18 protein-coding genes are annotated in these 24,643 nt (G+C 27.5%); 5 read left to right on the top strand and 13 right to left on the bottom strand.

Annotated elements, in window-relative coordinates; genetic code table 11:
* Positions 1–156: 156 nt before the first annotated feature.
* The 5 genes from I4V51_RS01160 to I4V51_RS01140 all read right to left on the bottom strand — a co-directional run bounded on the left by I4V51_RS01160 (position 157) and on the right by I4V51_RS01140 (position 7,954).
* Positions 157–1,626 carry a glutamate synthase subunit beta gene (locus tag I4V51_RS01160; protein ID WP_195986493.1) on the bottom strand — a complete coding sequence of 490 codons (1,470 nt, stop codon included), beginning with the start codon at positions 1,624–1,626 and terminating at the stop codon, positions 157–159.
* A gap of 12 nt (positions 1,627–1,638) precedes the next feature.
* On the bottom strand, positions 1,639–6,207 hold the full coding sequence (gene gltB / locus I4V51_RS01155) for a glutamate synthase large subunit (protein ID WP_195986492.1): 4,569 nt from the start codon (positions 6,205–6,207) through the stop codon (positions 1,639–1,641).
* Between the two features lie 387 nt (positions 6,208–6,594).
* Entirely contained in the window at positions 6,595–6,849 is a 255-nt protein-coding gene (locus I4V51_RS01150) for a hypothetical protein (RefSeq protein ID WP_195986491.1), read from the bottom strand.
* Positions 6,850–6,887: 38 nt separating this feature from the next.
* Positions 6,888–7,502, bottom strand: a complete 615-nt coding sequence (locus I4V51_RS01145; RefSeq protein ID WP_195986490.1) for a DUF4318 domain-containing protein — start codon at positions 7,500–7,502, stop codon at positions 6,888–6,890.
* Between the two features lie 2 nt (positions 7,503–7,504).
* Positions 7,505–7,954 (bottom strand): LytTR family DNA-binding domain-containing protein, encoded by a 450-nt coding sequence (locus tag I4V51_RS01140; protein ID WP_195986489.1) that lies wholly within the window; start codon positions 7,952–7,954, stop codon positions 7,505–7,507.
* A gap of 286 nt (positions 7,955–8,240) precedes the next feature.
* On the opposite strand from I4V51_RS01140, the gene I4V51_RS01135 reads away from it, so the two are divergent.
* The 3 genes from I4V51_RS01135 to I4V51_RS01125 all read left to right on the top strand — a co-directional run bounded on the left by I4V51_RS01135 (position 8,241) and on the right by I4V51_RS01125 (position 11,498).
* Positions 8,241–9,470 carry a dicarboxylate/amino acid:cation symporter gene (locus I4V51_RS01135; RefSeq protein ID WP_195986488.1) on the top strand — a complete coding sequence of 410 codons (1,230 nt, stop codon included), beginning with the start codon at positions 8,241–8,243 and terminating at the stop codon, positions 9,468–9,470.
* 88 nt (positions 9,471–9,558) lie between these two features.
* The gene (locus I4V51_RS01130) at positions 9,559–10,566 is read left to right on the top strand and encodes a PLP-dependent cysteine synthase family protein (protein ID WP_195986487.1); all 1,008 of its coding nucleotides are present in this window, start codon (positions 9,559–9,561) and stop codon (positions 10,564–10,566) included.
* A 371-nt stretch (positions 10,567–10,937) separates the two neighbouring features.
* On the top strand, positions 10,938–11,498 hold the full coding sequence (locus I4V51_RS01125; RefSeq protein ID WP_195986486.1) for a hypothetical protein: 561 nt from the start codon (positions 10,938–10,940) through the stop codon (positions 11,496–11,498).
* A gap of 84 nt (positions 11,499–11,582) precedes the next feature.
* Here I4V51_RS01125 and I4V51_RS01120 read toward each other — a convergent pair whose 3' ends face one another.
* Entirely contained in the window at positions 11,583–12,083 is a 501-nt protein-coding gene (locus tag I4V51_RS01120) for a hypothetical protein (RefSeq protein ID WP_195986485.1), read from the bottom strand.
* A 159-nt stretch (positions 12,084–12,242) separates the two neighbouring features.
* Between I4V51_RS01120 and I4V51_RS01115 the strand changes: the two genes are divergently transcribed.
* Positions 12,243–14,690, top strand: a complete 2,448-nt coding sequence (locus I4V51_RS01115) for a GxGYxYP domain-containing protein (protein ID WP_195986484.1) — start codon at positions 12,243–12,245, stop codon at positions 14,688–14,690.
* Between the two features lie 238 nt (positions 14,691–14,928).
* Here I4V51_RS01115 and I4V51_RS01110 read toward each other — a convergent pair whose 3' ends face one another.
* The 5 genes from I4V51_RS01110 to I4V51_RS01090 form a co-directional block, all read right to left on the bottom strand.
* Positions 14,929–16,947, bottom strand: coding sequence for an FtsX-like permease family protein (locus I4V51_RS01110; RefSeq protein WP_195986483.1), 2,019 nt, complete (start codon positions 16,945–16,947; stop codon positions 14,929–14,931).
* Positions 16,937–17,704, bottom strand: coding sequence for an ABC transporter ATP-binding protein (locus I4V51_RS01105; RefSeq protein WP_195986482.1), 768 nt, complete (start codon positions 17,702–17,704; stop codon positions 16,937–16,939). Before I4V51_RS01105 ends, I4V51_RS01110 begins: the two co-directional genes overlap by 11 nt.
* Before the next feature lie 298 nt (positions 17,705–18,002).
* Positions 18,003–19,016, bottom strand: coding sequence for a sensor histidine kinase (locus I4V51_RS01100; RefSeq protein ID WP_195986481.1), 1,014 nt, complete (start codon positions 19,014–19,016; stop codon positions 18,003–18,005).
* On the bottom strand, positions 19,013–19,684 hold the full coding sequence (locus I4V51_RS01095; protein ID WP_195986480.1) for a response regulator transcription factor: 672 nt from the start codon (positions 19,682–19,684) through the stop codon (positions 19,013–19,015). The genes I4V51_RS01100 and I4V51_RS01095 overlap by 4 nt, the downstream gene beginning before the upstream one ends.
* Positions 19,685–20,116: 432 nt before the next feature.
* On the bottom strand, positions 20,117–20,521 hold the full coding sequence (locus I4V51_RS01090) for a hypothetical protein (RefSeq protein ID WP_195986479.1): 405 nt from the start codon (positions 20,519–20,521) through the stop codon (positions 20,117–20,119).
* Between the two features lie 198 nt (positions 20,522–20,719).
* Here I4V51_RS01090 and I4V51_RS01085 point away from each other — a divergent pair, with 198 nt between their 5' ends.
* Positions 20,720–21,352 (top strand): DUF624 domain-containing protein, encoded by a 633-nt coding sequence (locus I4V51_RS01085; RefSeq protein ID WP_195986478.1) that lies wholly within the window; start codon positions 20,720–20,722, stop codon positions 21,350–21,352.
* Positions 21,353–21,415: 63 nt separating this feature from the next.
* Here the strand turns inward: I4V51_RS01085 and I4V51_RS01080 are convergent, their stop codons facing one another.
* Together I4V51_RS01080 and I4V51_RS01075 are read right to left on the bottom strand one after the other, a co-directional pair.
* A complete protein-coding gene (locus I4V51_RS01080; protein ID WP_195986477.1) occupies positions 21,416–24,196 on the bottom strand; it encodes a glycoside hydrolase family 43 C-terminal domain-containing protein in 2,781 nt (926 codons plus the stop codon).
* Positions 24,197–24,379: 183 nt separating this feature from the next.
* On the bottom strand, positions 24,380–24,643 hold the full coding sequence (locus I4V51_RS01075) for a DUF6171 family protein (RefSeq protein ID WP_347708639.1): 264 nt from the start codon (positions 24,641–24,643) through the stop codon (positions 24,380–24,382).

The raw sequence follows: 24,643 nt of genomic DNA, 5'->3' as shown, positions 1-24,643 counted from the left end.
ATTCTTTTTATTTAAATTTAGGATATGTAAAAAAATTTATTTAATATGCTTACAAAAACTTTAATTAAACTTCATATTCTATTATTCTTTTTAATTTATAAAAAAGGCTATCTCTAATGATATATTAATCATTAGAGATAACCTCTATATTATTTACTATTCCATTAAATATTTATCTACAGATAGTGCAACATTTCTACCTTCTGCAATTCCCCATACAACTAGAGAAGGCCCTCTTCTTGCATCTCCTGCAACAAATATCTTTTCTTTAGAAGTTCTATAGTCTAAATCATTTGCATTGATGTTTCCTCTGTTATTTAACTCAACTCCTAAATCTTCAGCTATATAATCTTCAACTCCAGTGAATCCCATAGCAATTAAAACTAAATCAGCATTCCAAATTTTTTCTGAGCCTTGAATTTCTTTAAGATTCATTCTTCCATCTTCGCTTTTAATCCATTCTACATCAATAGTTTTAAGTGATTTAACATTTCCATTTTCATCACCATAAAACTCTTTAACACTTGTTAAATATCTCCTTGGGTCATGACCAAACTTTTCAATATATTCTTCTTGTCCATAATCAACCTTTAATACCTTTGCGTATTCAGGCCAAGGATTATTTTCACCTCTAGTTTTTAAAAGTTGACCCATTATTTCAAATTGATTTACTGACTTACAACCTTGTCTAAGTGCAGTTCCAACACAATCTGTTCCTGTATCTCCGCCACCAATAACTATTACATCTTTATCAGTTGCTAAAATATCAGTTCCTTTATTAAATTGAGAACCCACTATTCTTTTAGTATTATTAGTTAAATATTTTACTGCAAAGTGAATTCCATTAAGCTCTCTTCCAGGAGCATTTAAGTTTCTCGGCTTAGATGCACCAATAGTTACTACTATTGCATCATACTCTTTATCTAACTCATTATACTTTACATCTACACCTATATTGACACAAGTTTTAAAGGTTATTCCCTCTTCTTTAAGAATATTAACTCTTCTCTCTATAACAGTTTTTTCAAGCTTCATATTTGGTATACCATACATCATAAGTCCACCAACATAATCTTCTCTTTCATATACAGTAACACTATGACCTAACTTATTTAGGAAATCAGCTGCAGCAAGCCCTGATGGTCCTGATCCTATTACAGCAACCTTTTTATTAGTTCTTATTTCTGGTGGATTTGCTTTAATTATACCTTCGCTAAACCCCTTTTCTATTAAATATTTTTCATTAGCTTTAACTGTAACAGCATCACCATGTAAACCACAAGTACAAGCATTTTCACATAATGCTGGGCATACTCTTGATGTAAACTCTGGGAAATTACTAGTTTTTAAAAGTCTTTCTAATCCTAATTCCCATTTTCCTAAATATACAAAGTTATTCCACTCTGGAATAAGATTGTGAAGTGGACATCCTGTTGCCATATTATTTAACATTATTCCTGATTGACAAAATGGAACTCCACAATCCATACATCTAGCACCTTGTTCTTTTCTTGCTTCTTCAGTAAGTGGTGTATCAAATTCATTCCAATGATTTATTCTATTTAGTGCATCCTCTCTAGCACAATTTTTTCTATCGAATTCCATAAAACCTGTTGCTTTTCCCATGATACTACCTCCTTACACTCTCTTCCCTGTTTTTTCATAGAAAGCATTAACTAAAGCTTCATCTCTAGTAAATCCTTTTTTCTCGTTTATTTTAACAAGCTCTAAAACTTCTTTATAATCTTTTGGAATTACCTTTTTAATTTTGCTTATATATAAATCAAAATTATCTAAAATAGCCTTAGCCTTTTGTGAGCTTGTAATCTTATAATGTTCTGTAATTATATCTTTTAAGAAATTAACATCTTCAGAGTTTGGTACTTCAATAAGAACCATTTCCTTATTAACTCTAGAGACAAACTTTTCATTTTCATCTAAAACATAAGCAATTCCGCCACTCATACCAGCTGCAAAGTTTACTCCTGTTTCTCCTAATATAACAGCTTTTCCACCAGTCATATACTCGCAGCCATGCGCTCCACAACCTTCTATTACAGCTGTTGCCCCTGAATTCCTTACACAGAATCTTTCTCCAACAACTCCATTAAAGAATGCTTTACCAGATGTAGCACCATATAAAGCAACATTACCAACAATTATATTTTCTTCAGCAACTATCTTACTATTTTTAGGTGGATATACAACTATTTTTCCTCCTGATAATCCCTTACCAACATAGTCATTACCATCGCCTTCAACTTCTAAAGTTAATCCCTTTGGTATAAATGCTCCAAAACTTTGACCTGCTGCTCCTGTACACTTAATCCAAATTGTATCTTCTTCTAATCCTTCTTCATTATATCTTCTAGTTATTTCTGAACCTAATATAGTCCCAAATGTTCTATCTGTATTTAAAATATCAATCTCTATTTTAACCTTATCTCTATTATCTAATGCAGGTTTTGCAAGTTCTAAAAGAAGTGTTGAATCTTTAACTAAATTAAGTTTATGATCATACTTATTTTCTATATTGAACTTAACACCATTTTCAGAATTAACTTGTGATTTATCTAATACTAACGATAAATCAACTCTTTCTGCTTTCCAATTATTAAGCTTTTCTTTTTTCTTTAACTTATCTACCCTACCAACCATTTCATCAATAGTTCTAAATCCTAGTTTAGCCATATATTCTCTCAACTCTTCTGCAATAAACTCCATAAAATTCACTACATACTCTGGCTTACCAGTAAATCTCTTTCTAAGTTCTTCATTTTGAGTTGCAACTCCAACTGGACATGTATCTAAGTTGCACACTCTCATCATTACACAACCTAAAGCTACAAGTGGTGCAGTTGCAAATCCAAATTCCTCTGCTCCAAGTAATGCTGCTATTGCTACATCCCTTCCTGTCATAAGCTTACCGTCTGTTTCAACTCTAACTCTATCCCTTAAATTATTCATAACAAGTGTTTGATGAGCTTCGGCTAAACCTAATTCCCATGGAAGACCTGCATGTTGTATAGACGTCTTAGGTGATGCCCCTGTTCCTCCATCATAACCTGATACTAATATTACATCAGCCCCAGCCTTAGCAACACCTGCTGCAACTGTTCCAACACCAGCTTCTGCAACTAGCTTTACTGAAATATCTGCATATATATTAGAATTCTTTAAATCATATATAAGCTGAGCTAAGTCTTCTATTGAATAAATATCATGATGAGGTGGTGGTGAAATAAGACCAACTGCTGTAGTTGATTTTCTTGTTTTGGCAATCCAAGGATATACCTTATGTGCTGGAAGTTGTCCACCTTCTCCTGGTTTTGCTCCTTGAGCCATTTTTATCTGTAATTCATCGGCATTAACTAAATATTCAGATGTAACACCAAATCTACCTGATGCTATTTGCTTAATTTTAGATCTCTTTGAATCACCATTAGCAAGTGGAACCCATCTTTCTCTGTCTTCTCCACCTTCCCCAGTATTAGATTTTCCACCTAATCTGTTCATTGCTATAGCAAGTGCCTCATGAGCTTCCTTAGAAATAGAACCATAAGACATTGCTCCAGTCTTAAATCTCTTAACAATTGATGCTACTGATTCTACTTCCTCTAATGGAATAGGATTTTCTTCAAATTTAAAATCTAATAATCCTCTTAATGTTAATCCTTCTTCTTCTTTACTTATTAAAGTAGAATATTCCTTAAACTTATTATAATCTCCAGATTTTGTTGCTTGTTGTAACATATAAATAGTTACTGGATTATATAAGTGCTTTTCACCTTCACTTCTTAACTTATCTCTTCCAAAGTTATCTAAATTTAAATTAAGTTGTTTATATCTCTTATTATAAGCTTTCTCATGTTTTGATACTGCTTCTTTTTCTATATCGCTTAAAGTTAGTCCACCAATTCTACTAGTCGTATTTGTAAAGTATTTATCTATTACAGCTTTATCTATACCTAAAGCTTCAAATATTTGAGCCCCTTGATATGATCTAATAGCCGAAATACCCATTTTAGATAAAATTTTAGTTATTCCCTTAACAACAGCCTTATCATAATTATCAGTAGCCTTAGTATATGGAAGTGTAACCATTCCATCTTCAATTAATTCATGAATACATTGATATGCTAAATATGGATTAACCGCTGTAGCTCCGTAGCCTAAAAGTGTTGCAAAGTGATGAACTTCCCTTGCTTCTGCAGTTTCTATAATAATATCTGCTAAGCTTCTAACACCTTTTTTAATTAAATAATTATTCATTGCTGCAACAGCTAATAATGAAGGAATTGGTACATTTGCTTCATCTACAAGTCTATCACTTAATATAATTACATTAGCGCCTTCTTTAATAAGTTGAAGTGCTTCCCTACACAAGTATTTTAATGATATTTCTAAACTATTTACCTTAGTTTTATCAAAAGTAATATCTAATGTTTTAATATTATATCCTTGACCATCTAATGATTTTATTTTTTCTAAATCTATATCATTGATAATTGGATTAACTATTTCTATCTGCCTACAGCTTTCTGGGCAATCATCTAATATATTTCCTTTAGATCCTAAATAAACATTAGTTGATGTTACAATTTCTTCTCTTATTGCATCTATTGGAGGATTAGTTACTTGAGCAAATAACTGCTTAAAATAATTAAATAATGGTTGTTCCTTTAATGACAATACCGCAAGAGGAGTATCAATTCCCATAGCTGCCATTGGCTCATGCATATTTTGAGCCATTTCATATATATTAGTTTTTAAATCCTCATATCCATAGCCAAAAATCTTTTGATAAGTTGTTCTTTCTTCCTTATTCATAAATTTTTCTTCATAATTATCTATATTTATACCTTTAAGTGGCGTTAATCTTTCATCTAACCATTCTTTATATGGTTTTTCTAAACTATATTTCTTCTTAACCTCTGAATCTTCAATAAGTTCACCTTTAACAGTATCCACTAATAAAATCTTTCCTGGTTCTAATCTATCTTTTCTAACCACTCTTTCTTCATCTATGTATACCGCACCAGTTTCTGATGAAAGATATAGATATCCATCATCTGTTATATAATATCTTGATGGTCTTAATCCATTTCTATCTAAAACTGCTCCTACTATATCTCCATCAGTAAATACTATAGATGCTGGTCCATCCCAAGGTTCCATTAATGTTGAATTATACTTATAGAAAGCTCTTTTGTCTTCATCTATATTTTTAGATTTTTCCCATGGCTCAGGTATTAGCATTAATATTGATCTAGCTAAATCCCTTCCACCAATATATAAAAATTCTAGTACATTATCGAAAGTTGCAGAATCTGAACCTTCCTTGTTTATTATAGGTAATACTTCAGAAAGCTTATCTCCAAATATCTCTGAAGTAATAGACCCCTCTCTTGAGTAAATTTTATTAACATTTCCTCTTAAAGTGTTTATTTCTCCATTATGAACCATCATTCTATTAGGATGCGCTCTCTCCCAGCTTGGGAATGTATTTGTTGAGTATCTTGAGTGAACTAATGCTATAGCTGATTCAACATCCTTGTCTAATAAATCACTATAAAATTCTCTTACTTGTGTTGATAATAACATTCCTTTATAAACCATTGTCTTTGATGAAAGGGATGCTATATAAGCACTACAATCATTTAATTCTTTTTCTGAGTTAAAGGCCTTTTCTATATTTCTTCTTAATATATATAGGCTTTTTTCAAAATCTTTAGAGTCTTTTATTTTATCTGGATTGTTTAATATAATTTGTTTAATATTTGGCATAGATTCTAAAGCTGCTTTTCCAAGGCCACTATAGTCTATAGGAACATCTCTTAATAATAAGGTTTCATAATGTTTCTCCACTAAAACCTTATTCATAATATTTAATGCTATTTCCCTTTCCTTTTCTTCATTAGGAAGAAATAATACACCTACTGCATATTCACCATTTTCCGGCAAATTTATATTTTTATCATTACATACTCTCTTAAAGAAATTATGAGGTATCTGAATTAATATACCAGCACCATCACCAGTATTTTCATCTGCTCCAGTACCACCCCTATGCTTTAAATTTTCTAAAATATCTAAAGCATCACTAATAATTTTATTAGATTTCTTTCCTTTTATATTTACTACAGCCCCAATTCCGCATGCGTCATGTTCAAAACTGCTATTATACAGCCCCCAATTTTCCTTCATATATAACGCTCCTTTTTCACTAGTCTAGTATTTTCCTCAAAATTATAAATGAAATTACTTTTTTTAAAAAGTCATTTCTAATTTATTCCAAGTATTTATTTTATTAATATTATATACGAATTTATATATAATTTCAATTTTTTATTATTATTTTTATATAGTTTGCTTAAAAAAATTAAGTATTATGTCTATTAAACTTATTTTTATTAAGAATTTATCATTTTAATATCTAAATCAAGATTCTGATATTTTTAATTGTAACCCTTTCTTTTTTGAATGTTTATTGATTTATTCTGTCATTTTTTCAACAATTTAAACGATATCAGCAAGCAAAAAAAATATCACATTATATCAAAACATATAATGTGATATCTGATTATTTTATTATTAATTAGGTCTACAAATAATTGCATATCCTCCTCTACCAACAAAAGGACGTATAACCTCATAACATTTCCCATTAATTTTCACTATAATATTACCTTCCTCATCATCATCCATAAATTCATATTTTAGGTTCTCACTATCACAATATTGAACTATTGCATTTTTAGTAATACTTTTAGTAGGATACACAAGATTTTCTTCATATGGTATATCTATATTAATTTTAATCATATTTTTAAGAAAATTTTTAATCATAATAAATACCTCCTATATACCTATATATTAATAACCTGTTATAACTCTGTTATTTTTAAGGTATAAATAGTAGCTCCACTTATATCAAGGTAATAACCTATTTCTACTTTATTTAACACGCCATTAATTCGTGTAATAGCTGGTAAATCCTTTTCTACATACTCTAATGAAACTCTATTACTTATACAATATTCTTCTAATAATTTAAAGAACTCTTCTTTCGTTTTTGGCTTTTCTTTTAAATCAACTAGTAGTGTATTATCCTTATAAGATCGACCACTATTTAACTCTTTTGCAACTTTACTTAATGAAATATAATCCCAAATCCACAAGACTATTATTACAACTATATTTACTAAAACTATATAACGAATATAATCAGGAATAAAATTTCCTATAACTGATACAGCTAAAACAATAAGAAATATCCAATAATATATACCTGCCCCCATACTCCCCTCACTTGATTTATGAGGCAAACTTCTTATCCATTGAATAACAACGCCTATTAACATATACCCTATTAGCACTGGTATAAAATAATTAAATGCTTCTACTAAACCTTCAACATCGTTTGTAAGTCTTAATGTTAATATAGAACTTATTAACAACGTAAATCCAATATATATTCCTTTTAATATATTTTCTCTCATAATCATATTCCCCCTAAAATTCTAATTCTAACTTCTTTTAAATATTTTCTAGATATATAAGTTGTTTCATTATTAATTAATTTAGCCTCCATTAATCCATTCATTAAGGGATTATAAACTAATACCTTTTCTAAATTTAATATAGTTGATTTAGAAATCCTTATAAATTTCTCTGGTAATATCTTTTCTAACTCATAAAGTTTACTTTTATACTCATAAATATCATTTTCCATATGAATTAATAGATTATTTTTCCTTGTTTCTATAAAGTAAATATCCTCACTCTTAATTTTATATATCTTCCCATTTTTATGACATGATAACTTAATACTTTTATAATTATCGTTTTTAATATAACTAATAAGAGTATTTATAGAATCATTACATTCATGCACATGCAATTTTACATATTCTTCTATTTCATTGTCTATTTCTTGTATTAATACCTTCATATTTCCCCCTTGATTTTTATCTATAAATAATAAGTACTTATTAATATAATTTCTATATTTTATATAATATCCTATAGTAAATACCCTTTCCACACTTTACATCTAAGTGGCATTTTTAAAGATGCAAGTGGCCTATTCACCTATTACTATTCATATAAATATGCAAGTTTATTGACATTACATATATTAAATAATACTATTAAGTGTTGATAGCGATATCAACTTATAAATACAAAAGATAAAGTATTGTAAAAATACTATTTTACAAAAGAAAGGTGAGATATAATTGAAATTTTTAAAAAATTATTCTTCTTCGCTAATATTACTTGTATCTATACTAATAGGTGGCTTTTTAGGTATCACCCTAGGCGAAAAAGCTATAATATTTGAACCAATAGGAAATTTATTTTTAAACTTAATTTTCACACTATTAGTTCCTATAGTTTTCTTTAGCATTTCTTCTTCTATAGCTAATATGGAAAGTTCAAAAAAACTTGGTAAAATTTTAGTGACAACTATTATAGTTTTTGCTATTACCGCTATTATTTCAGGAGTTATAGGAGTTATTAGTTTTAAGCTATTTAATCCTACTAATAATTTAGATTCATCTACATTTAATACTCTTCTTAACTCTATAAGCTCTATAGATCAAGAAAATATTGAAGTAATTGAAAAAATAGTTTCAAGTGTTACTGTTAATGATTTTTCTGAACTTTTATCTCGAAGCAACATGTTAGCTTTAATTTTATTTTCTATTCTTCTTGGATTTGCAACTATGCTTTCTAAAGAAAATGGAAAGCCATTTGCAACATTCTTACAAAGTGGCTCTGTTGTAACTATGAAAATGATGGGATTAATCATGTATATTGCCCCATTAGGTCTTGGTTGCTACTTTGCAACAGTAGTAGCTCATCTAGGTAGTCAAATTCTTAGCGGGTATATAAAGGTATTCATTCTATATATTATTGTTTCTATTATTTACTTCTTTGGATTCTTTACTATTTATGCTTATGTTTCAGGTAAAAAACAAGGTGTAAAAATATTTTGGAAGAATGCTACTCCACCTGCAGTTACAGCCTTAGCAACTTGCTCTAGTGCTGCTTGTATTCCTGTTAATATAGAAGCTGCTAAAAAAATGGGAGTATCTAATACCCTAGCAAATATAGTTATGCCTCTTGGTGTTAATATTCATAAAGATGGATCTATAATTGGAGGTATTTTTAAAATAATGTTCTTATTTGGAATCTTCGGAAGAAATACTAATGATCTTGGAACATTACTTATGATTCTTGGTGTTGGCTTACTTATCGGTGCCGTAGTTGGTGCCGTTCCTGGTGGTGGTGCAATTGGAGAAATGCTTATTTTAAGCATCTTTGGTTTTCCTCCTGAAAGCTTAGCTATAATGCTTGTTATAGCTACTATAATAGACGCACCAGCCACATTATTAAACTCATCTGGTAACACAGTTTGCACTATGATGATTTCTAAATTCGTGAAAGAAAACTCTAATACATAGTTCTTTTTAATTATATATCAAATAACTTTTACTAAATCAAAAAGTTATTTCATATATTACTATTGAAGCATTTTTTTTAGGAGTTTTTATGAAAGACATATTTAGTAGAATAAATAATTTAGAAAAACTTATAGGTAATACTCCTTTAGTTGAAATTTCATTTAAATATAAAGAAAAAAAAATGAAAATTTATGCTAAACTTGAGTATTATAATTTAACTGGTAGCATTAAGGATAGAATTGCTATATATATGTTAAAGCATGCCTATATAAATAAAAAAATTAACGAGGATGACTTAATTTTAGAAGCTACTAGTGGTAATACCGGTATATCTTTTGCAGCAATTGGCAGTTATTTAGGACATAATGTTCATATATATATGCCAGATTGGATGAGCTCAGAAAGAATTAAATTGCTCGAAAGCTATAATGCTAAATTACATTTAGTTTCAAAAAGTGATGGTGGATTTTTAAAATGTATATCCTTAACTGAACAATGCAAAGCCAATTGTCCTAACATATTTTTGCCTCAGCAGTTTTCAAACTCAGACAATATTTATTCTCACTATTATTCTACCGGACCTGAAATATATTCAACTTTAAAAAGACATCACTTAACACCCTCAATTTTTGTTTCTGGTGTAGGTACTGGTGGGACAATAATGGGAATATCTAAATTTCTAAAGGAAAAAAATCACCATTTAAAAACCTATCCAATTGAACCTGAATCCTCTCCAACACTTTCAACTGGTACTCATACTGGTTATCATCGTATTCAAGGAATTTCTGATGAATTCATCCCCCCAATAGTTGATTTAAATCAATTAGATGAAATTATAAGTGTTGATGATGGTGATGCTATACTTATGGCTCAAATGCTATCTAAAGAATTAGGACTTGGTGTTGGAATTTCATCAGGAGCTAATTTTATAGGCGCTATTAAAGCCTTAAATTTAAACAATTCACTTTCTGGTGTAGTTACTATTTTTGCTGATGATAATAAAAAATACATTTCTACTGATTTAATGAATAAAGAACCTGCTAAAGATGACTTTATTTCTTCTCACGTTAAACTTATTAATTTACGAACTCTATAACTAAACTGCGAACTAAAGCTTAACTCTATAATTTAAATCTAAGTCATCCTAAAGTTAACAACTAATCATATAGATTTGCAGCAAGAGTCGTTAACTATAAGGTAGAGAACTAAGAAAAAATATTGAAGAGAAAAGTGAAATATTAATTTTTAGGGAAGCATTGAAATTAAGCTGTAGAAGTTAATAATTTTACGGAATCAATGATGTAAATTCAAAGCGAAAATTTCACCGCTTCCCAGAAAAGTACTATTCGATTTTTCATTCTCACTATAATTCTAAGTTTATTTCATTTCTTCTTAAAATTAAATGAATACAAATATCTATCTTAAGCAAACTATAGATACAAAGTAAATTTTAAGGAGATGTTTCAAATGAATAAAAAATTTAAAACATTGTCATTACTATTATTATCTTTATTACTATTTGGATTAGTTTCCTGTAATAGTACTAATAGTTCTAACAACTCTACTAATACTAAAAATTCACCTACAAATCAAGAATACTATGATTACTTAACAGAAAGATTTAATCATTATTTTGGAAATAACGATATCGATACTACATATGATATATTTGTAGATAATTTTAATTACGATGGTACATATGATGAATTCATAACTACATATAACGATGATTATACTAAATTAAAAACTAATTTAGAAGCTTTCAAGAATGATTTAGAAAATAATGTCGCTAAAGGCAATGATGAGGTTGATAAATATAATCAAGAAGTAATTACTGCTACTGATAAAGCTATTATTGCCGTAGATGATTATACTGGTTCCTTTACTGAAAAGGCTAAGGATTATGCAACTTTATCAAAAGATGAAGTCGTAAAAGGTTTAAGAACCCTTACATTAGGTGCTCATAATGCTAGATTAGATTTAAAAAACCTAATAGATAATGCTAAAGATAAATTAGGTATAAAATAACTTAATTAAATTTTGGTTAAGTTAGCCATTTAAAAGCTAAGAGTAAAATAAGTATTTACTTATTTTATTCTTAGCTAATTCATTTTAAACTCCAACAATCGGTTGATTATTTTCTCTGGCATAAATCCCTTCCGCTCCTGTTACAAGATAAACATTTGATATTATGTTTATTATATTAGCTATAACAATATTCACATTTGGTTCAAGTGAATAACTAATTTCACCTTTCTGTTTTCTTTCATATAACATGTTATATTTAGTAATTGCTATACTAGCCAATATTAATTGAGTTGTAAAAAAAATATACAATCCTTCTAAAGCAGTTTTATCTGGTGATATTTTATATTCATTATCATCATTATCATTGTATTTACTATAAATAACTTCAATCCCCTGTATACTAGCTATATATAAAATAAAGTTAGCATATATATTTGTAAATATAACCAATATCTGTAATTGCAATAACTTCAGACTCTTAATATCAAATTCAGACATTTCATAATCATTACTAAAATTACTATTGCTATTATCATATGTATTGCTCTTTTTATTCTTATTTTTACATTTTTTCTTTTTTGCCATAATATCTTCCCTACTCATATACTCTTACTTTTATAATATCTATAATCTTATAATTTTGCTCCATAATTTAACATTCATCTTTGTATCGTATCTTATGAATAAATTACCTTATAATTACTTATTATATAAATAATAAATTATTATAAGAGGTAAATACAAATGAAAAAAAATATAAAAATATATTTAACTTCACTTTTAACGATTTTATGTTTATTCACATTAATTTCTTATCCAATTAATGCTTTATCTGATGTGTATATTACACAAGATTCAGATAGATCAGATACACTCCCACAAAACTTTCGTAAAACAACAGATATATCAAAAGCTTCAGAACTTGGATCGTTAAATACAAAAGGATTAAATGATTTAAACATATCTGGAAGTGGTCAATTTACTCCCCCTAACATTCCTTTAATGTTAGAAAACATTGATACTAATTTACCCATAATAGATATTGATCTACGTCAAGAATCTCATGGTTTTATAAATGATATTGCTATTAGCTTTGCAAACTCAAATAACAATGCAAACTTTGGGCTTAATTTAAACGAAGTTATAGAAAAGGAAAATTTAGATTTAACTTCTATCAAATTAAATACTCCTTTAACTTTACACAATAAAAGCAAAACAATAACCCCCAAAAAAGTAAAAGATGAATCCACGTTAACAAAGTCAAATAATATATCCTATGTTAGAATTCCAGTAACTGATGGCGGTTTACCTAATGAAGATATGGTTAATTATTTTATTGATCTTGTTAAGAAAAACCCTGAAAACACTTGGTTTCACTTTCATTGTAAAGCTGGCATAGGAAGAACTACAACTTTCATGATAATGTATGATATTATCAAAAATGGTAATCATGTAAACCTACATGATATCATTGCTCGTCAACTTTTACTTGCAGGTATTAGCCAAAAAGACTCTGTAGATTTCTATGTTGGAAAAAGATATAATTTTTTAAATGAATTTTATAACAATTGTTTTAAAATTAATTCTATATCTTCTAAAGAAAATTTAATTACTCCTTTAAGCTTAGAGAATAAAAGTAATAATTCATTAAAATGTACTTCTACCCCTTACAAAGAAAACACTGACTTTTATATAAAAAATAATGTAATTCCTAAATTTCTTTATGTTATTTCTGATATTAATATGACAAAAGCAGAACAAACAATGATAGTTACCCTTCAAGGATTAATATCATCTAAATCTGAAAAACAAATTTATATACTAAGTCCTAGTGAGCCTGATTATGAAATCTGGCTTAAAGATTTAAATAAAAATTATAGTGTAAAATATAAAATAATTAAAGACCCTTGGGCTCTCATCGATAAGTTCAAATCTTATATAAATGGTTATACTTTATATAGTACTGTAAAAGAACCATCAATAAATAATGCTTGCACTTTATCATCATTAAATGATTCTATTGCTATTGATGAATCCATAGAAGATACTTTAAATAGTCATGGTATAACAAATTTAATTAAAGATTGTAGGGATACTGATAAATCTTGGGCCTTTAAAACTCTTTGGAATTCTGGACTAAATCATTCTACCGTTATACAATTACCCAGTGATAAATATATGTCTTTAAGAGATTATGCTATTCTTTCAAAGTCTTTAATCTTTTATGAAGATGATATAAATGAAACTTCTCTAAGAGAATCTATATTCGGATCTATGATCGATAATGGTAGAATATTAGGTTGGGGGCCAGATGAACATACTAATGTTTCGCTTTCCTCTAACTTTGGACTAGATATGATTGCTGCCGATTGGTCTTATAATCTTTCTATATTAAGCTCTTTTCCTTCAACTCCTATAACTCAAAACATACCTAATGAAATTACTGAAGAAGATGGAGTTCATTATGTTACATTCATCATGTCAGATGGAGACAATCAACAATGGTTATTAGGAAGTAACTTTAACACGAAAAACTGGTTCGGTTCTCCCAATAGAGGCAAGTTTAATCTAGGATGGTCTTTAAGTCCATCATTATATTATTTATCTCCTACCGTTTTCAATAAATATTACCAAGTTTCAAAATTTAAAGAATACAATGATAATTATGTAGTTTCTCCATCTGGAAACGGATATATGTATCCTAGTAAATTCCCTCCCGATAAACTAATTAATTATACCAAAAGACTTAATGATTATATGGAAAAGGTAGATCAACATTCTGTATTAATTTTAGATGATGAAACCTTTTATGAAAAAGATTTATGGGATAAATATACTTGTAATTCTAATATAGATGGGCTTCTTTACCTAAATTATGATAAAAACAATGCTTATGAAGGTAAAATAATTTGGTCTAATAATAAACCTATTATTTCTTGTCGTGATTTACTTTGGAGTGGATTAGAAGATCAAAATGAACTGATTGCCAATATTAATAATAGAGTTGAATTAGGCTACACAAATATTAAAGATCCAAATTCATATACCTTTGTATATGTACATGTATGGAGTAATACAATGGATAACGTAAATTACGTTGTAAATAAATTAAACAAAAATTCTAAAGTAAAAATTGTAACTCCTGATACCTTTGTTAAATTAATAAAAAATAATATTTCACCTAGCATATAAAGAAAAAATCTCATAGATAATTATAAAATTTCTATGAGATTTCCTATTAAAATTCCTTATTACAATTCTTAAGATAAGCCTTATATTACAATTATCTTCACTTAAAATTCTAGTTATTTAATTAAAAATTTTTAGTAACTTTATTTAAAGGATACACTATTATTTTTTACACAAAAGATAAGATAAATCTTAATATATATTACGTTAATTACTTCATTTATGTTACATATTTCAAAAATTATTTTGAATTTCTTATTATACCCTTATATCCAAGATAAGTTGTATAGAAATATCCACCATACACTATAATAATTATTCCCAATGTTAATAATGCTGTTGGTACTATATCAGTTTTCCCAAATGCTTCTAAGAATTTACTAACTACAGATATTCCAACTATAGAACTTACTATCGCAAGCCCTAGTGGCATTATAAAATAAATTGTTGTTTGTTTTAATATAGTTTTATTTATCATTTTTTCTGTTGCACCAATTTTCTTTAAAGCTTTATATCTATCTGAACTATCACTAGCTTCTGATAATTGTTGAAGCGCTAAAACAGCCGCACTTGAAATTAAAAATACAATTCCTAAATATAAACCAATATAAAGTATCATTGTAGCCATTCCGCTATTTTCATTAAATACCTCCTGCTTTGTATATGATATCATTGGTAAATCACTTATTTCTTTATTTTCTGAATCACGTCTTTCTTTAAATGCATTTTGCATATATTCTTCATTTGATGAATCATTAGGATTTTTATAATTAACATTCATATAAGCAGAACTTAACTCTATATTTTCACTAAAATCATCTGGTACTATAAGCGTTAAAATATTATCTGGCATTGACGAATTATGAACTGCATCATCTAAATACTCTGTATTAGCAACTCTATATTCTGTTCCATTTAAGTCCATAGTTCCATGAAGCTTAATCATTTTTTTTACTGAATCTTTTGCCGACTTAGAGTTTGAAAGAAGTAAGACCTGATTACTATTAAGCTTAAATGTACTTTTCCCATTTAATTGTCTTATTTTATTAAAATCTGAAACTTTGATTACATCAATCCATTCCCATCTCTGTTTTCCATTATTTAATTCTTTTTTAAAACTACCTACAGCATAATTTTTTAATATAGAATTAATATCAGGGCCATTCAATGTATATCCATTAAAGAATATAACATCATTATCTTTAAAATCATAATTTAAATCTTTAAATACATCTTCAACACTAGTATATCTATCACCTTCTTCAGTAAATAATTTTACTGTTGCATCATAAGGTGCTATAATTCCATCTTCTAATGCATTTTTAAAACTAAATCCTGTTGAAAGAGTTACTATAGTTATAAATAACATAAGTGAAATTACTGCCATTGATATAAAGTTTGTATTAATCTTACTACTTATTTGTCTTGTTACAAATATATTTAATTTTTTAAGGTATATATTTTTATTTTTTTGAACTAAGGCTAATAAAAATCCTGAAATCCCATAAAAGAAACCTACTGTTCCTATAATACCTAATATTATTGAAGTCTTAAACCCCAACTTTCTTACATCTAATCCACTTTTCATTACAACATAATATGCTGTTAATAATATTATTACAGATATTAAAAATATAAATGATGAAACTACTGGATTTTTTATTTTAATTTCTTCATTTTTTCTTCCTGCCATCAACATATCTATAAGCTTATATTTTGAAATAATTCTTGTGTTAAAAATCATTAGAACTCCAAATATAATTACAAAATATAGTATTGTTTTGAAAATAGCGGACGTGGAAATTATAAATTTAAACTCTGCCATATTTACCTCAAAAAGTTTAGCTGTAAATAAAGATAATCCTTGTGATACAAAAAGTCCTAGTATTAAACCAGCAGCTAAAGATAAAATTCCAACTATTAGAGTTTCCCTTAAAAGTATTTTAGATATTCTTCCTTTTCCCATACCTAATGTCATATAAATTCCAAGCTCTTTTTTTCTTTTTTTTATTAGAAAATTATTTGCATAAAGTATAAGTCCCCCTAAAATAAATGATACAAATACTGAAACATATGAAATTAATATTTTTACTACTTCTATATACTCAGCTTGATTCTTACTCATTTCCAGCACTGCTTTTTGAGCATCTATTGAGTTAAAACTATAAAATATACAAACTGCAAAAGCTATAGTTAAGAAATAAATTGTATAATCCTTAAAACTCTTCTTTACATTATTTATTGCAATTTTAGAATACATTTTCTACATCCCCTCCAAGTAATGTTACAACTTCTATTATCCTATTAAAGAACTCTCTTCTTGAATCATTACCTCTTACAAGTTCATTAAAAACTTTACCATCTTTAATAAATAAAATTCTATGAGCATAACTTGCTGTAAACGCATCATGAGTAACCATTAAAATTGTTGCTTCTAAATTTTTATTTAACTTCTCAAAAGAATCTAATAATAATCTTGATGATTTAGAGTCTAATGCTCCTGTAGGCTCATCCGCTAATATTAATGATGGATTAGTAACTATTGCTCTTGCTGAAGCAACCCTTTGCTTTTGTCCTCCTGACATTTGATATGGATATTTTCTTAACACTTCTTCTATTCCCAAATTATTTGCAACTTCTTTTATCTTATTATCAATTTTATTTGCTTTCTCTCCTTGAATTGTTAATGCTAATGCTATATTTTCATAAGCTGTTAATGTATCTAAAAGATTAAAATCTTGAAATATAAATCCAAGTTCATCTTTTCTAAAATTCTCTAATTGCTTTGACTTCATCTTTGTAATATCTTTATCATTAATTATTATATTTCCAGTAGTTACTGAATCTATAGTTGAAATGCAATTAAGCAAAGTTGTTTTTCCACTTCCCGATGGTCCCATTATTCCAACAAATTCACCTTTATCTACTCTAAAGCTAATATTATCAATAGCTTTTGTAATGTTATCTTTATTTCCGTAGTATTTCTCTATTTTATTGACTTTTAATATATTTTTCATACGAACTCTCCTCCAACATTTTTAATAATTAAAAATTTCATTTTATATAATTTAGCCTTTATAACAACTAATTTCTTCATTATTAATTTTATATCATTTATATATAATGACATATTGAATTTCATTTCAGTAATCTTACAATTTTGTAATTATGAAATATAAAATGACGCTTTTTATTATTAAAAAACGTCATTCTTTATATAAACTCTAATTCAATTCATTTTTAACACTAAAAATATATCTTTCTACTTTGATTACTATCTATATATCATTTATACTTCATTTCCTAGATTTATTTTTAATAGATTTTATTTAACTGACCTATTGGAAAAATTATATTAACTCTAGTTCCCATAGAAATTTTTGATTCTACTTCTATTCCAATACCTAACTTATCGCTAAGTTTTTTGCATAAATAAAGTCCTATTCCAGTTGATTTTCCAAACCTACGCCCATTTTCTCCTGTAAATCCCTTTTCAAAAATTCTATCTATATCCCTTTCATTTATTCCAACACCATTGTCCTCTATAATTAAAACTATATTATTTGTATTAATATTAGAATAAACAGTAATTTCACCATTCTTTGAATTAGAGAATTTCACTGCATTAACTATAATTTGGTTTATTATAAATTCAATCCACTTTTCATCACTAAAAATTTTTCCATTCAACGCTTTAATATTTAATTTTATTTTTTTATTTATAAAATCTCTTGAGTTAGACTTTATAACTCTCATAACTACCGCTCTTAATGAAAATTCCTTTATTATATAATCTTTGCTTACCTCACTACTTCTAGCATAATATAAAACTTGTTCAATATATCCCTCTACTCTTTTCATTTCATAGTTTATTCTTTCACCTAAAATACTATTATCATTTTCTAGAATAAGCTTTGCTGATGCTATAGGTGTTTTTATTTCATGAACCCAAGTTTCTATATACTCTCTATACTCTATCTGCTCATCTTTATAAAATTTAACATTTTCATGCATATCTTTATTTGTAACTCTTAATATATAATTTAATATCTTCCCCTCTTGAAAGTACGGTTCCTCTACTACTTCAGGCAATAAATATTTTCTATCCAAATTATCTACAACACTAATTAAATTATCAAAATATCTTTTAAATTTAATTAATTCAAATATCATATATATAAGCAATGGCCCAAACCAAATTAAAAATAAAATTATTATAATTTCAAAAGAAACATTTGCTATTTTCATTAATACTATAACTACAAAAAATAAAATTAAATTCATTATTAAAAAGGGTATTCTTTCTTTTATATATGTTAATATACTCATGCTATTATATATCCCAATCCTCTTCTTGTTTCTATTAGATTACTTAATCCAATCTCATCAAGTTTTTTTCTTATTCTAGTAACATTTACTGATAAAGTATTGTCATCTATAAACATCTCACAATCCCAAAGATAATTCATAAGGCTTTCTCTAGATACTATTTTTCCCTTATTTTTTATTAAATACGAAAGTATTTTTAATTCATTTTTTGTTATTTCAATAGCTTTATTGTTATAAGAAACTGTACCATTTGATAAATTAACTTTCATATTATTATATTCTAATATATCTTGAAACCCAGAATTTTTATTTACTCTCTTTAAAATTGATTCAATTCTTGCAAGTAAAATTTGAGTATTATAAGGTTTGGTTACAAAATCATCTGCTCCTAAATTCATACTCATAAGCTCATCAATATCGCTATCTCTACTTGTTACTATTATTATTGGAACATCTGAAAATTTTCTAATTTCTCTACATATATAGTATCCATCAAATATAGGTAAATTAATATCTAACAATATTAAATTAGCATTACTATCCCTTACATATTCTATAATATTTTCAAATTCTTCTGGTGTTTCTACTTCATATCCATATCTAGATAAAAATATTTTCAATTCTTCTCTTATAGTTATTTCATCTTCAATTATAATAATCTTACTCATTTTATTCCCTCTTTTCATCTCATTATATTATACTTTACATTATTTTCATAAATATAACAAAAAGCCTTGTTAATCTTATTTAACAAAGCTTTTAAATATATACTCTATACTAAGTGAAAACTCTCTTCATCATAACCTGCTAAAACAACTAATCCAACAACTTTTATAACTTCTATTAACTTTTTCATTAATAATCAGCTCCTTGTTTTATGTTATGAATTTATTATAAAACATATTATTTTATCTTCATATTTATCTTTATTACATTTATCTTTCAATATTGTAATATTAACTTTTATTATAATTATCAAATTCTCTTTTTGTAAGTAAAATCTTGATTAATAAAATAACGCTATTTAAAATTACTTTACTTTTAACTTGCACTTATATAAAAAGACTACTACATTCTTTAGGAATGCAATAGCCTACAATTTATTTTTTATGTGTTACTTGAATTGCCTTAGCTGATGCTTGAGGTGGATTTGATTTTGTCATAGCTTCACTTAAAACAAGGAATATAACATCACCTTTTTCTACCTTAAAACTTTTAGGATCAACCTTTTTAATATCTATTTCTTCCCCCTCTTTTGGGCATTCATTTGGAAATATTAATGTTTCACTATCTACAACTGCTATTAACTCTTGACTATTTATTGTAATTCCCTTAATATATCCTTCAACTTTTATATTTAAAGTATTATCATCTTCATTTCTTTGGACGTCTTCTACCTCTCCCATAAAAATCAAATTAGCCTCTGGTCTTTTACTAGCAAAAACATTAAAGCTACATACTAATAAAAATAATAACGTTAATACTAATACTCTCTTATGCTTCATAATATCCTCCTTAGTTAAATTTAGTAATAATACTATTATTCTTCTAAAAGTAATAACTATACATTATATATAGAAGTTAATATTACTCTACTTATAAAACAAACTATTAATTTTATTTTATCTTCTATAATACATTGATTAAATCCTTTACATAATGTATTATAAAATTAGATATATATGGAAATTAGGAGGAGTTTTATGGGAAATATGTTCAATACAGATAGTGGATTTTCTAGGTTTATGAATAGAATTGCTGACTTATTTATTTTAAATATTCTATGGATATTTTGTAGTCTTCCAATAGTAACTATAGGCGCAGCAACTACAGCCTTATATTCTATAAATTTAAAAATTCTTAATAGGGAAGAAGAATCTTTAATAAAAACTTTTTTCAAAGCATTTAAGGAAAACTTTAAAAAATCAACAATAATATGGCTATTTATATTGATAATATCTATAGTCTTAGGATTCAACTTAATTTTTTGGCTAAAATGTGGCTTATCATTGTCATACTTTGCATTGCCATTTATATTTTTTTCTTTACTTATTTTTTTATTAGTAACTCCATATATATTTCCAATACTAACAAAAACAAAATCTTCTACATTAAATATTATTAAATATTGTTTTGTTATAGCATTAAAAAATCTTCCATACAGCTTGCTTATTACCATCTTTGGAGCCTCTGTAGCATTCGTAACTTTCTATTATCCAATTATATTTTTATTTATGGTTCTTTTAGGTGTATCATTGCATAGTTATATGGTTTCTCGTATTTTTTTAATTGTATTTAATAAAGATATAAGCCTATTTAATAAAATTATTTCTTAACACATTTAAATATAAAATACCATCTGTTATTTTTAACAGATGGTATTTTATATTTAGGACCATTTATATATTATTTTTTTTCTTTTTTAAATTAATTCCACCAATAGCAACACTTGTACCTCCTAAAACCAATGTAAATAATGCATCCATAGCACCTGTTTGTGGTAATTTTGATGTATTTGAATTATTTTCTGTTGGTTTCTTTCCAGAATCATCACTTCCATTAGAATCATTATCTGGTTTTTGAGGATTTACTGGTTCTTCTGGATTTTCCATCTCTTCATCTTTTTTAATTTCTTCATTATAAAGAGCTTCTACTTGTTTATCCGTTAATGCAATATTATAAACTGCAACATTATCAAACTTAGCATTAGATATGTCCATATCACCCCATATATTCCCACTACCAACTCTTACATCAGTCATTAAGGCTAAAAAATTATCTTTAAAACAAGCTGCTATATCTTTATCTTGTCTACCAACCTCATTTCCATCTACATAAACTACTATTCCTTTAGGACTTACAGTATAAGTTACATATTCCCACTTGTTGCCCTCTAATGGTTTAGTTATTTCAGTAGCATCTGACCATGCACCATTTGCATTTATTCTTCCATAAAGATTAGCACTTATTCTTGTGATAGGATAATTAGGTGTACCATCTTCATTAGTCATACTTCCTTCAAATAATGCACTGTGTTCAAAGTAATTAGGATCATTTTTATCTATATTTACCCACATACTAACTGTATACCCTTCTTCAGTTATTCCTTCAAAAGTATCAGTTGGTAAAGCTAAATAATTTACCTTTTTAGCATCTTTCTCATTAATTATTTCTAAAACATTTCCTCTTTCATCATCATCTGTAACTATAGATGAACCCATTAACTTTGCACTAGTTTCTTTACTTCCTGAATTTATAATAGAATCATCTTCTATACTTTCAAAATCATATTTATATGTTGGTTCTGCCCCAACTTCTTGTAATACACCTTTAACAAGTACATTAAACTCCTTAGTTAAAGTTGATTCACCTTTAGTTATAGTAGCCATTAAAGCAACTGTTACATCCTCTTCAGAACGCTTTACCTTTCCTTCGCTATTTATACTTTCTTCATTGCTTGAGCTCCATGTAATTGTTGTATCATATGCACCCATTTTAGGTAAAACTATATCTGTTTTAGTAACACTTGGAATTTTAGTTTCTAAATCTTTTCTCGCATAATCTACGGCTCCATCATTATCTAAATCTAATTTGCTTCCCCAAACTGATTCATTATTATTTCCTGTGGCAGTAAATGTCATTACTTTATTTTCTTCATCAGACTCATCTTGTTGTTTAAAGAATACACCACTATACGTTACATTATTAGTTGTTATTGTCATATAATAAGTATCTTCTTTCATACTCCAAGTACCATCTATCTCTCCACTAACTGTATAATCTTCATTTAATCTTATATTTATTGTTTCAGCTACTGCTGAAGTATTTGCTGTTCCATGATTTATAAATTGATAATTTCCAACTACTTCATCTTTTTCATATCCATTTTCTGAAATTACATCTCCACTATTTTCATAAGGAGCTACAACCGGCCATCCTTCTTCATTAATAAACATTTGATGAACTCTAACTTCATGGTATTCAGTTCCATCATCAAATCTTTGATGGTGAATTAAATACCTATCTCCGTCTTCTTCTAGAAGAACTGAATTATGTCCAGCTGCCTTAAGCGCCTTTTCTTGACAAGCAAATTTATAATTAGATATTAGCTTTATACCATAATTAGCATTATCAACATTTCCTCTTAAGGCTGCATTACGCCCAGCTGCATCTAAATATGGTCCATCTGGATTTTCTGACCTAAACAACCTCATATTATATCCTCCATCTGAAGTTAATCCACCATAAGTTACAGTCATATAATAATATCCTGTTTCATTATCATAAACTACATCTGCTCCTTCTCCTGATTTAGTATAACCTCCTGATATTCTCTTTCCAAAATATCTATCTGTAAAATTAAGAGTATCTTTATCAGAATCTACACCTGGATATATAGGTTGTCCTGTTTTATCATCAATTTTTAAAATATATACTCCACCAGACCAAGAACCATACGTCATCCATAATTGTCCTTCTGTATCATAGAATAATTCTGGGTCTATTGCATTAGGAGCATAACTTGTATTATATGCTCCTTTAGAATCAAACCAAGCATCATTTACCTCATCTATTATTCCCTCATCAATTAATTCATCAATATGTGTATTTACATAATTAGTATTTTTAGTACTATTAGAGTCATATGCATCTACAGATGTAAAACCTGAATATATAATAGTATCTACATAAGTATAAGGCCCTTCAATATTCTTTGAAACTGCGTATCCTATAGCTGAACGCTTATAAGTTGAAGATGTACAATAATACATCATATATGCACCCTTACTTCCGTCATCGTTTACATAATTATCATTCCATATCACAGTAGGTGCCCAAACAGCAAAACCACCTTTACTATCTGAATCATTTTCACCAGCCCAAGCAAATGAACCTGCTAAATTTTCTGATAAATCATCAAAAATAACATTACCTGGTGTTGTATATCCATTAGTAAATTGAGTCCAATTTTGCAAATCTGTAGATTTAGCTGCATCTATATGCGAACCAAATACATAATAATTATTTCCATTTTTAATTATTGAAGGATCATGCACTGAAACACGAGTTTTAGTAATAGTCTTATTATTTGCAAAAGTAATTTTAGTGACACCTAAAGATGATATTAAAATTCCAGTCATTATAAGTGCCATTATTTTTCTTATTTTTTTTGATTTCATAATATTTATTATCCCCTTTATACCATTTTGTTTTATTATCTTTTAATCTTTTTGTTTATTTCACTCCTTCCTTATTTTTTTATGTAAATTTAGGCATATATCAAAACTTAGTTTTCAAGCTTTGATATATGCCTTTATCTTTTGTATAGGTATTATTTATTTTTATATTAATGAAATCCTTTATTAAATCCTATCCCACTTTCTATCTATATCAGGACAATAATTCTTCTTAACAGCTGCTCTCATCTCAACAAAACATCCACATAACTTGCACATTCCATTAATAAGATTATCACATTCCATACAAGTGTTTAATCTACTTTTATAATCATCTTCCTTAGTTTTAATCTCATTATCTATACTTTTAATATAATCTTGCATATGCTCGTATTCAGCTTCACTCATTACCTTATCTAACAAGCACTTTTTACAAAATCTATTACTCAC

Origin of the sequence: Clostridium sp. D53t1_180928_C8, from assembly GCF_015667795.1 — a bacterium.
In the GTDB taxonomy this organism is placed as follows: Bacteria; Bacillota; Clostridia; order Clostridiales; family Clostridiaceae; genus Clostridium.
This window is presented reverse-complemented; position numbering and strand designations above follow the sequence as displayed.